This is a genomic window from Cellulomonas sp. P5_C6, assembly GCF_054049635.1.
In genome coordinates this window covers 1-10,781 of record NZ_JBFULZ010000138.1, presented here as the reverse complement: position 1 = coordinate 10,781, position 10,781 = coordinate 1, and the positions used below count along the sequence as shown (strand labels likewise).

The window sequence follows — 10,781 nt, the reverse complement described above, 5'->3', positions numbered from 1 at the left end:
CCCGGCGACCGCGCTCGCGGACGGGCGACCGCGCTCGTCGACACGCGGCCGCGCTCGCTGCCGCCGTCGGTGCGCGCGCGGGCGTGCAGTCGGGCGGCTAGCGTGCAGTCGTCCGTCCGGCACCCCAGGAGGCGATTCGATGGCGAAGTCGTGGAGCACACCGCCCGGAGAGGCCCTGCGGGTCGGTCCGGGTTTCGACCTCGTGGATGCGGACCTGTCGGCCACCCCGGGCTGGGAGCACGGCGAGGCGGCGGCCGAGAAGCGGCTGCGCAAGGACGGCGAGCGCCTGGGCGAGGCGCAGGAGCGGCTGTTCGCCGACGGCCGTTCGGGCGGCAGTCGTGCCGTCCTGCTGGTGCTGCAGGGCATGGACACCGCGGGCAAGGGTGGGATCGTGCGGCACGTGCTCGGCCTGGTGGACCCGCAGGGCGTGCAGCTGAAGTCGTTCGGGCCGCCGACGGCCGAGGAACGCGCGCAGCACTACCTGCAGCGGATCCGCGAGGCGCTGCCCGTCGCCGGGCGCATCGGCGTGTTCGACCGGTCCCACTACGAGGACGTGCTGGTGGTCCGCGTGAACGAGCTGGTGCCGCCCGAGGTCTGGGAGCCGCGGTACGACGAGATCAACGCGTTCGAGCGCGAGGTCGTCGACTCGGGCACGGTGATCGTCAAGGTCGCGCTGCTGGTGTCGCAGGCCGAGCAGAAGGCCCGTCTGCGGGAGCGCCTGGAACGGCCCGACAAGTACTGGAAGTTCAACCCCGGTGACGTCGACGAGCGGGCGAAGTGGGCCCGCTACCTTCAGGCGTACCAGGCGGTCCTCGACCGCACGAGCACCGACGTCGCGCCGTGGTACGCCGTGCCGGCCGACAACAAGTGGTACGCCCGGCTGGCCGTCGGGCGCCTGCTGCGCGACGCGGTCGAGGGGCTGGACCTCGGCTGGCCGCCGGCGGACTTCGACGTCGAGGAACAGCTGGCCCGGCTCGACGCCCAGCCCTTCTGACCGCGCCCGACCCAAAAGGAGCGGCCGACGGACAGCCGAACCGCACGCACGTCGGCGGATCCGGCTGTCCGCGTGCGGTTCGCCTGTCCGGGGCCCGGCCCGAGCCATGTGAGCGGGTCGGCGTGACGCACCTCATGCGCCGCCCGTCCCGGGATGATTTCGGGCGTCCGCGCTGTTCTGGCACAATGGTTCGCTGGTCTGCGGTTCACCGGCGCCGTCTCGTGCGTCCGGACCCGGAGACACCCACCCGAGGAGAAGTTTCGTGAAGGCTGACATCCACCCCGAGTACGTCCTGACCGAGGTCACCTGCACCTGTGGCAGCACCTTCGTCACGCGCTCGACCGTGACCTCCGGCAAGATCCACGCCGACGTCTGCAGCGCCTGCCACCCGTTCTACACGGGCAAGCAGAAGATTCTCGACACCGGTGGCCGCGTGGCCCGGTTCGAGGCGCGCTACGGCAAGAAGGCCGCCAACTAGCACTCCCGCAGCGCCGGTGCCCCGGCGCGGACGACCGCCCTCCATGGCGGTGTCCGCGAGGGCACCGGCGCTGCGTCGTTGTCGGAGCACGCCGGACCCCAGCCTGAGGACACCCGCATGAGCGAGGCATTCGCCGCCGCCGAGCCGCTGCTCGCCGAGCACGCGCAGATCGAGGCGCAGCTGGCCGACCCCGCCGTGCACGCGGACCCCGCGAACGCGCGCAAGCTCGGTCGCCGGTACGCCGAGCTCGGGCGGGTCGCGCAGGCGTACACCGCCTGGAAGGCCGCGTCCGACGACGTCGAGGCCGCCGCCGAGCTGGCCGAGGTCGACGAGAGCTTCGCCGCCGAGCTGCCCAGCCTGCAGGACGCCGCGAACGCGGCCTCGGCCCGGCTGCGCGAGGTGCTGATCCCGCGCGACCCCGACGACGCCCGCGACGTGATCCTCGAGGTCAAGGCGGGGGAGGGCGGCGAGGAGTCGGCGCTGTTCGCGGCGGACCTGCTGCGGATGTACACCCGGTACGCGGAGAAGATGGGTTGGGCGACGCAGCTGCTCGGCGCCACCGAGTCGGACCTTGGCGGGTACAAGGACGCCCAGCTGGCCATCAAGAGCCGCGGGGCCGTCGCGCCCGAGGACGGCGTGTGGGCGCACCTGAAGTACGAGGGCGGCGTGCACCGGGTCCAGCGTGTCCCCGTCACCGAGTCGCAGGGGCGCATCCACACGTCGGCCGCCGGCGTCCTGGTCTTCCCGGAGGCCGAGGACGAGGCCGAGGTCGCCATCGACGCGAACGACCTGCGGATCGACGTGTACCGGTCGTCGGGCCCCGGCGGGCAGTCGGTCAACACCACCGACTCCGCCGTCCGCATCACGCACCTGCCCACGGGCATCGTCGTGTCCATGCAGAACGAGAAGTCGCAGCTGCAGAACCGCGAGGCCGGCATGCGCGTGCTGCGCGCCCGGATCCTGGCCGCCCGCCAGGAGGAGGCCGCCGCCGCCGCGAGCGAGGCCCGCCGGTCGCAGGTGCGCACGGTCGACCGCTCGGAGCGGATCCGGACCTACAACTTCCCCGAGAACCGCATCGCCGACCACCGGACCGGCTACAAGGCGTACAACCTCGACGCGGTCCTCGGCGGTGACCTCATGCCCGTCGTGCAGTCGGCGATCGACGCCGACGAGGCCGCGCGGCTGGCGTCGGCGGGCGCGTGATGGCCGGACCCGACATGCGCGCGCTGGTCGAGGGCGCCACGCGGATCCTCGCGGAGGCCGGCGTCCAGTCGCCGCGGCACGACGCCACCGCGCTCGCCGCGCACGTGCTCGGGCAGGAGCGGCTCGAGCTCGTGCTGGCGCCTCCGGTGCCKGACGGCTTCGCGGAGGAGTTCGCCGGGCTGGTCGAGCGTCGCCGGAACCGGGAGCCCCTGCAGCACCTCGTCGGCACCACCGGCTTCCGGTACCTGACGCTGCTCGTCGAGCCCGGCGTGTTCGTGCCGCGGCCCGAGACCGAGGTCGTCGCGCAGGTGGCCGTCGATGAGGCGCTGCTGCGGGCGAACCCGCTGGTCGTGGACCTGTGCTGCGGCGCCGGGGGGATCGCCGTCGCGGTCGCGACCGAGGTCCCCGCCGCCCGGGTCGTCGCGGTGGACCTGTCGCCCGAGGCAGTCGACCTCACGCGCCGCAACGCCGAGCACAACGGCGCGACCGTCCGCGTCGAGCGCGGGGACGTCGCCGACCCGACGCTGCTGAGCGAGCTCGACGGCACCGTCGACGTCCTCGTCGCGAACCCGCCCTACATCCCGCCGGACGCCGAGCCGGTCGACCCCGAGGTCCGCGACCACGACCCCGACCTCGCGCTCTACGGGGGCGGCCTGGACGGGCTGGAGGTGCCGCGCGCGGTCCTGCGGGCGGCCGCGCGCCTGCTCGTCCCGGGCGGTCTGCTGGTGATGGAGCACGCCGAGGTGCAGGACGCCGCGGCGCGCGCGGACGCGCTCGCCACCGGCGCGTTCGTCGACATCGAGTCCCGCCCCGACCTGACCGGTCGACCCCGGATGCTCGTCGCCCGCCGGCTCGGGCACCCGCACGTGACAGACTCGGCGCCGTGAACGACCGGATCACCCCCGCGAGCGACCCCACGACCTGGGGCCCGGCGCTCGACGAGGCGGTCAACGTCCTGTCCCGCGGCGGCCTCGTGGTCATGCCGACGGACACGGTGTACGGGATCGCCGCCGACGCCTTCACCCCGCCCGCCGTGCAGGCGCTGCTCGATGCCAAGGGCCGGGGCCGGCAGATGCCGCCGCCGGTGCTCATCGCGGACGTGCGCACGCTCGACGGGCTGGCCACGGCCGTCCCCGCGGGTGCTCGAGCACTCGCCGAGGCGTTCTGGCCCGGCGGGCTGACGCTCATCGTCCGGGCGCAGCCGTCGCTCGCCTGGGACCTGGGGGAGACCCACGGCACCGTGGCGCTGCGCGTGCCCGACCACGAGACGGCCCTGGCGCTCCTGCGCCGCACTGGTCCGCTCGCCGTGTCCAGCGCCAACACGACCGGCTCGCCCGCGGCCGTCACCGCGCAGGGCGCGTACGACCAGCTCGGCGACTCCGTCGCCGTCTACCTCGACGCCGGCGACGCCCCGGGGCAGGTCTCGTCGAGCATCGTCGACGCCACGGGCGACCGGCTGCGCCTGGTCCGCGTCGGCGCGGTGAGCCTCGAGCAGCTCAACGAGGTCACCCCCGTGGAGGGGCCCGCGACGTGAGGGTCTACCTGCTCGCGCTGATGATCTCCGCCACCGTGGCGTACCTGATGACCCCGGTCGCCCGCTGGTGCGCGCTGCGCTGGGGGGCCATCACCGCGGTCCGGGACCGGGACGTGCACGCCATCCCGACGCCCCGGCTCGGGGGGATCGCCATGTTCGCGGGGATCCTCGTCGCGATCATCATGGCCAGCCGCCTGCCGTTCCTCGAGGGCGTCTACGCCAACCCGCGCCCGCTCGTCGGCATCGTCGGCGGTGCCGCCATCGTCTGCGCGCTGGGCGTGGCGGACGACATCTGGGACCTCGACTGGCTGACCAAGCTCATGGGCCAGGTGCTCGCCGGGCTGTTCCTCGCGTGGCAGGGCGTGCTGGTCTACCAGCTGCCCACCGGCAGCATGCCCACGCTCGGGTCCACCCGGATGGCCATGTTCCTCACGGTGCTCACCGTGGTCATCGCGATGAACGCCGTGAACTTCGTCGACGGGCTCGACGGTCTCGCCGCCGGGGTGCTCGCGATCGGCGGGACCGCGTTCTTCCTCTACGCCTACCTGCTGACCGAGGGCGCGAACCCCGGGGCGTACGCCAACGCGAACCTCGCCACCCTCGTGCTCGCGGTGCTGGTGGGGGCGTGCGTGGGCTTCCTGCCGCACAACGTCTACCCGGCGCGCATCTTCATGGGCGACTCGGGGGCCATGCTGCTCGGGTTCGTGTTCAGCGCCGCCGCGATCGTGGTCACCGGGCAGATCGACCCGGAGCAGGTGCTCGAGCGCCAGCGGTTCCCCGCCTTCCTGCCGATGCTGCTGCCGTTCGCGGTCCTGCTGCTCCCGCTGCTCGACATGGGGCTCGCGATCATCCGGCGCGTCGGCGCCGGCAAGTCGCCGTTCCACCCCGACCGCATGCACCTGCACCACCGGATGCTGCAGCTGGGCCACTCGCACCGCCGCGCGGTCGCGATCATGTACGTCTGGACCGCGGTGTTCGCCTTCGGGGTCGCCGCCCTGGTCCGCTGGTCGACGACGGCGGTGCTGATCGCCTTCGGCGCCGCCGTGCTCGCCGCCACCCTGCTGACGCTCGGACCGCTGCGCGGCCGGGCCGCCACACCGCCCCTGGAGGCCGCCCCGTGACCACCCCGTCGTCGACCGATCTCGTCTTCCGCCAGGCGCTGCGCGACATGCTCGTGCTGCTCGGCGTCCTCACGGTCGTCGGCGTGCTCGTCGGCTACCTCGTGGACGGCCTGCCCGGGGTCTGGGGCGCCCTCATCGGCGTGGGCGTCGCCCTGCTGTTCTCGGGGACCACCGTGATCTCGGTCCAGCGCACCACGCACTCGGCTCCCGCGACCATGATGKCGGTCATCCTCGGCGCCTGGCTGGTCAAGATCATCCTGGTGATCGTGCTGCTCGTGGTCCTCAAGCCGCTCGACTTCTACAACCCGCAGGTGCTGGCGATCGTCATGCTCCTCGGGGTCATCGGATCGGCCGTCCTGGACGCCCGCGCGGTGTCCCGCGGACGGGTCGGCTACTTCGAGCCCGCAGCCGGTCCGACCGCCTCCCAGACGCCTTCGGGCAACCCCTCGCCGGGTCCGGACCAAGCCGGTTCATAGGTTAGGCTTCCTCCCATCCAAGACGGCCCGACGCCGTGCTCGTGCCCGCACTGACGCGGCACTCGGCGCCAACGACCACAGGAGACCGCCCTGTTCAGCCTTGCGACGATCCTGCCGCTCGCCGCGGAAGAAGACGGCAGCGGGGGCTTCCACGCCCCTTCTCTCGCCGACTTCTTCCCGCCGGCCATCTGGTTCGAGGGCACACCGTTCGAGATCAACCGCATCATCCTGGTCCGGTTCATCGCGGTCATCGCGCTCCTGCTCATCTTCATCATCGGCGCCAAGCGCGCGAAGCTGGTCCCCGGGCGCTTCCAGAGCCTGCTCGAGATGGGGCTGGACTTCTGCCGCAACTCGATCGCCTACGAGATCCTCGGTGAGAAGGAGGGGAAGCGTTTCGTCCCCCTGATCACGACGATCTTCTTCGCCGTCCTGTTCTTCAACATGACCGGCGTGATCCCGTTCCTCAACATCGCGGGAACCTCGGTGATCGGCCTRCCGATCATCTTCGCGCTCTGGGTGTACGTCGTGTACCAGTACGAGGGCGTCAAGAAGTTCGGCTTCGGCGGGTACCTCAAGCACAGCCTGTTCCCCCCGGGTGTCCCGTGGCCGATCTACATCCTGCTGACGCCGGTGGAGTTCCTGCAGGTCTTCATCCTGCGGCCCGCCACCCTGGTCATCCGGCTCCTGGCCAACATGCTGGCCGGGCACCTGCTGCTGGCGCTGTGCTTCGCGGCCACGTCCTTCCTCCTCTTCGAGGCCTCGGCCGGGCTCAAGGCGTTCGGCGTCGTGACCTTCGTCGCCGGCTTCGGGTTCTTCCTGCTCGAGGTCTTCGTCGCCGCGCTGCAGGCGTACGTCTTCTCCATCCTGGCCGCCGTCTACCTGCAGATGGCGACCACCGCAGAGCACTGATCGAACCCGCGACGGCCTGATCCCCGGGTCGTCGCCCGCAACGGACGCGCCGAGCGGCGCGCAGATGAAAGGAACCAGATCCAGTGGAAATCACCGGTCTCGCCCTCGTCGGCTACGGTCTTGCGGCCATCGGCCCCGGCATCGGCCTCGGCATCCTGTTCGGCAAGACGATCGAGGGCATGGCGCGCCAGCCTGAGATGTCGGGCCAGCTCCGCTCCACCATGTTCATCGGTCTGGCGTTCATCGAGATCCTCGCGCTGCTCGCCATCGCCACGCCGTTCTTCTTGAAGTGATCACCGCGCAGCTCTCCGCTGCCGCGCACGGCGTGGTGGCGGCCACCAGCACGGAGGACATCAACCCCCTCCTGCCGGAGACCTACGACATCGTCTGGTCCCTGGTCATCGTCGTGATCATCGCCCTCGTGTTCATCAAGTACGCCCTGCCGAAGTTCCAGGCGATCTTCGATGAGCGCGCGGAGAAGATCGAAGGCGGGCTGCAGCACGCCGAGGCCGCACAGGCCGAGGCCGCTGCCCTGCGTGCGGAGTACGAGCAGCACCTCGCTGACGCCCGCACGGAGGCCGCTCGCATCAAGGAAGCCGCTCGCGCGGAGGGCGGTGCCATCGTCACCGAGCTCAAGGCGAAGGCGGCCTCCGAGGCGGCGCGCACGCTCGAGACGGCCCAGCGCCAGATCGAGGCCGAGCGTCAGCAGGCCGAGGTCTCGCTGCGCGCGGACGTGGGCGCTCTCGCCACCGACCTCGCGTCGAAGATCGTCGGCGAGTCGCTCGAGGACGAGGTCCGGCAGTCGCGTGTGGTCGACCGGTTCCTCGCTGAGCTCGAGGCGTCGACGGCTGCGACGAGCGCAGGCAAGGAGAACTGATGCGCGGCACGAGTCTCGCGTCCCTGTCCGCGGCACAGGTCCGGTTCGAGCCGGTGCTGGCCGCGGCGGGTACGCAGGCGCGCGGTCTCGGCGAGCAGCTGTTCGCCGTCGTCGACGCACTGGACTCCTCGGGCTCGCTGCGGCGCACCCTGTCGGACCAGTCCATCGAGTCGGGCGCCAAGGCCGGCCTGGTGGCGGGCGTGCTCGCCCGGTCCGACAAGCGGGTCATCGCGGCGGTCACCGACCTCGCGCAGGCGCACTGGTCGTCGGCCGAGGACCTGGTCGACGCCGTCGAGCAGCTGGGCTTCGACGCGCTGCTCGTCTCGGCTCAGGCCGCGGGCGAGCTCGAGCGGGTCGAGGACGAGCTGTTCCGCATCACGCGGTCGCTCGTCGGCCAGCGCGAGGTGCGGTACGCCCTGTTCGACGACCGGGTGCACGCGGACAACCGCGTCAAGCTGGTCGACGACCTGCTGAAGGGCAAGGTTGCCGACGCCACCCTCGCGGTGGCCCGGCGCGCGACGGCCGCCCCCCGCGGTCGGCGCTTCGTCGCGACCCTCGGCCACGTGGCCGACCTCGCGGCCGCACGGCGCGAGCGCCTGGTGGCGTCCGTGACCTCGGGCAGCGAGCTGACGCAGGCGCAGCTGGACCGCCTCGGCGCCATCCTGCAGCAGGCCTACGGGCAGGACCTGCAGCTCAACGTGACGGTGGACCCCCAGATCCTCGGGGGCCTGCGCATCCAGGTGGGCGCGGACGTGGTCGACTCGACCGTGCTCGCCAGGCTCGCCGACGCACGACGACGACTTGCCAGCTGAGMATCGGCCCCMGGCCGGTCCCTTGAACGACGTGCACGAACGTACGACCGCCCGACCGGCGGTCACGACAGGAGAAGAGCAATGGCTGAGCTGACGATCCGGCCGGACGAGATCCGGGCCGCGCTGGACAGCTTCGTGAAGTCCTACGAGCCGACCGGCGTCGTGTCCGAAGAGGTCGGTCGCGTGACGCTGACCGCCGACGGCATCGCGCAGGTCGAGGGTCTGCCCGGCGCGATGGCGAACGAGCTGCTCCGCTTCGAGGACGGCACGCTCGGCCTCGCGCTCAACCTCGACGTCCGCGAGATCGGCGTCGTCGTCCTGGGCGAGTTCACCGGCATCGAGGAGGGCCAGGAGGTCCGCCGCACGGGCGAGGTCCTCTCCGTCCCGATCGGTGACGGCTACCTCGGCCGCGTCGTCGACCCGCTGGGCCAGCCGATYGACGGCCTGGGCGAGCTGAAGACCGAGGGCCGCCGCGCCCTCGAGCTGCAGGCCCCCGGCGTCATGCACCGCAAGTCGGTCGACGAGCCGCTGCAGACCGGCCTCAAGGCCATCGACGCGATGATCCCGATCGGTCGCGGCCAGCGCCAGCTCATCATCGGCGACCGCCAGACCGGCAAGACGGCCATCGCGATCGACACGATCATCAACCAGAAGGCCAACTGGGAGTCGGGCGACCCGAAGAAGCAGGTCCGCTGCATCTACGTCGCCATCGGCCAGAAGGGCTCCACCATCGCCGCCGTCCGCGGCGCCCTGGAGGAGGCAGGCGCGCTCGAGTACACGACGATCGTCGCGGCCCCCGCGTCCGACCCGGCCGGCTTCAAGTACCTCGCGCCCTACACCGGCTCGGCCATCGGCCAGCACTGGATGTACCAGGGCAAGCACGTCCTCATCGTCTTCGACGACCTGTCCAAGCAGGCCGAGGCGTACCGCGCCGTGTCGCTGCTGCTCCGCCGCCCGCCGGGCCGCGAGGCGTACCCCGGCGACGTCTTCTACCTGCACTCCCGTCTGCTCGAGCGTTGCGCCAAGCTCTCGGACGACCTGGGCGGCGGCTCGATGACGGGTCTGCCGGTCATCGAGACCAAGGCCAACGACGTGTCGGCGTACATCCCGACCAACGTCATCTCGATCACGGACGGCCAGATCTTCCTGCAGTCGGACCTGTTCAACGCCGACCAGCGCCCGGCCGTCGACGTCGGCATCTCGGTGTCCCGCGTCGGTGGTGCCGCGCAGGTCAAGGCGATGAAGAAGGTCTCCGGCACGCTGAAGCTGGACCTCGCGCAGTTCCGCTCGCTCGAGGCGTTCGCGATGTTCGCGTCCGACCTGGACGCGGCGTCCCGCGCGCAGCTGACGCGTGGTGCCCGCCTGATGGAGCTGCTCAAGCAGGCTCAGTACACGCCGTACCCGGTCGAGGACCAGGTCGCGTCGATCTGGGCCGGCACGAAGGGCAAGCTGGACGACGTCCCGCTGGCCGACGTCCGCCGGTTCGAGACCGAGCTGCTCGACCACCTGCGCCGCAACACCGAGGTCCTGTCGACCATCGCGTCGTCCGGCAAGCTCGAGGACGACACGGAGAAGGCACTCGGCGACGCGATCGACGAGTTCCGCAACGGGTTCCTCGTCGGTGACGGCTCGACGCTGGTCGGCTCCGCCGACGACGGCGCCGAGGTCGAGGTCGAGCAGGAGCAGATCGTCCGGCAGAAGAAGGGCTGACCGTGGCAGGTCAGCAGCGCGTCTACCGGCAGCGGATCCGGTCGACACAGTCGCTGAAGAAGATCTTCCGTGCGATGGAGCTCATCGCTGCCTCGCGCATCGGCAAGGCGCGCGACCGGGTGACGGCGGCGACGCCGTACTCCCGTGCGCTGACCCGTGCGGTGTCGGCCGTGGCCACGCACTCCAACGTGACCCACCCGCTCGTCACCGAGCGCACGGACACCAACCGGGTCGCGGTCCTCGTCGTCACGTCGGACCGCGGCATGGCCGGCGCCTACTCGGCGAGCGCGATCCGCGAGGCCGAGCGCCTCATCGGTCGCCTCACCGAGGCGGGCAAGGAGCCGGTCGTCTACGCCGTCGGTCGCCGCGCCATCTCGTACTACGCGTTCCGCGGGCGTGAGCTCGCGGAGCAGTGGTCGGGCAGCTCGGACGCGCCGTCCGTCGAGACCGCCACGGAGATCGCCGAGACGCTGCTCGCGGCGTTCGAGGCGCCGGTCGACCAGGGTGGCGTCTCGGAGCTGCACGTCGTGTTCACCCACTTCAAGAACATGGTGTCGCAGACCCCGCGCGTGATCCGGCTGCTGCCGCTCGAGATCGTCGAGGGCGTCGAGCCCCGCGACGAGAACGAGATCCCGCCGCTGTACGAGTTCGAGCCGTCGCCGGAGGC

Annotated in this window: 13 protein-coding genes; all 13 read left to right on the top strand. The window is 71.6% G+C overall.

The genetic code is table 11. From position 1 onward, the window contains the following. Positions 1–139 precede the first annotated feature (139 nt). Positions 140–994 (top strand): PPK2 family polyphosphate kinase, encoded by an 855-nt coding sequence (locus tag ACXJKG_RS14865; RefSeq protein WP_456846521.1) that lies wholly within the window; start codon positions 140–142, stop codon positions 992–994. A 262-nt stretch (positions 995–1,256) separates the two neighbouring features. After that, positions 1,257–1,472 carry a 50S ribosomal protein L31 gene (gene rpmE, locus ACXJKG_RS14860; RefSeq protein ID WP_056096298.1) on the top strand — a complete coding sequence of 72 codons (216 nt, stop codon included), beginning with the start codon at positions 1,257–1,259 and terminating at the stop codon, positions 1,470–1,472. A 117-nt stretch (positions 1,473–1,589) separates the two neighbouring features. After that, positions 1,590–2,675: a peptide chain release factor 1 gene (gene prfA, locus ACXJKG_RS14855; protein ID WP_456846520.1), complete on the top strand. Its 1,086-nt coding sequence runs from the start codon at positions 1,590–1,592 to the stop codon at positions 2,673–2,675. Further along, positions 2,675–3,562 (top strand): peptide chain release factor N(5)-glutamine methyltransferase, encoded by an 888-nt coding sequence (prmC, locus tag ACXJKG_RS14850; RefSeq protein ID WP_456846519.1) that lies wholly within the window; start codon positions 2,675–2,677, stop codon positions 3,560–3,562. Before prfA ends, prmC begins: the two co-directional genes overlap by 1 nt. Beyond that, the gene (locus ACXJKG_RS14845) at positions 3,559–4,209 is read left to right on the top strand and encodes an L-threonylcarbamoyladenylate synthase (RefSeq protein ID WP_456846518.1); all 651 of its coding nucleotides are present in this window, start codon (positions 3,559–3,561) and stop codon (positions 4,207–4,209) included. Before prmC ends, ACXJKG_RS14845 begins: the two co-directional genes overlap by 4 nt. After that, on the top strand, positions 4,206–5,330 hold the full coding sequence (locus tag ACXJKG_RS14840) for a glycosyltransferase family 4 protein (protein ID WP_456846517.1): 1,125 nt from the start codon (positions 4,206–4,208) through the stop codon (positions 5,328–5,330). The genes ACXJKG_RS14845 and ACXJKG_RS14840 overlap by 4 nt, the downstream gene beginning before the upstream one ends. After that, positions 5,327–5,806, top strand: a complete 480-nt coding sequence (locus ACXJKG_RS14835; RefSeq protein WP_456846516.1) for a hypothetical protein — start codon at positions 5,327–5,329, stop codon at positions 5,804–5,806. Before ACXJKG_RS14840 ends, ACXJKG_RS14835 begins: the two co-directional genes overlap by 4 nt. A 186-nt stretch (positions 5,807–5,992) precedes the next feature. Beyond that, positions 5,993–6,715 carry a F0F1 ATP synthase subunit A gene (gene atpB / locus ACXJKG_RS14830; RefSeq protein WP_456846523.1) on the top strand — a complete coding sequence of 241 codons (723 nt, stop codon included), beginning with the start codon at positions 5,993–5,995 and terminating at the stop codon, positions 6,713–6,715. 83 nt (positions 6,716–6,798) lie between these two features. Next, positions 6,799–7,008, top strand: a complete 210-nt coding sequence (gene atpE, locus ACXJKG_RS14825) for an ATP synthase F0 subunit C (RefSeq protein ID WP_370504580.1) — start codon at positions 6,799–6,801, stop codon at positions 7,006–7,008. Beyond that, complete coding sequence (locus ACXJKG_RS14820) at positions 7,008–7,592, top strand: F0F1 ATP synthase subunit B (RefSeq protein ID WP_456846522.1); 585 nt, start codon at positions 7,008–7,010, stop codon at positions 7,590–7,592. Before atpE ends, ACXJKG_RS14820 begins: the two co-directional genes overlap by 1 nt. Further along, on the top strand, positions 7,592–8,404 hold the full coding sequence (locus ACXJKG_RS14815; protein ID WP_456846515.1) for a F0F1 ATP synthase subunit delta: 813 nt from the start codon (positions 7,592–7,594) through the stop codon (positions 8,402–8,404). Before ACXJKG_RS14820 ends, ACXJKG_RS14815 begins: the two co-directional genes overlap by 1 nt. Positions 8,405–8,485: 81 nt before the next feature. Beyond that, positions 8,486–10,114 (top strand): F0F1 ATP synthase subunit alpha, encoded by a 1,629-nt coding sequence (gene atpA / locus ACXJKG_RS14810; RefSeq protein WP_456846514.1) that lies wholly within the window; start codon positions 8,486–8,488, stop codon positions 10,112–10,114. 2 nt (positions 10,115–10,116) lie between these two features. Continuing rightward, a partial coding sequence (locus ACXJKG_RS14805; protein WP_456846513.1) for a F0F1 ATP synthase subunit gamma occupies positions 10,117–10,781 on the top strand: 665 nt, incomplete at its 3' end.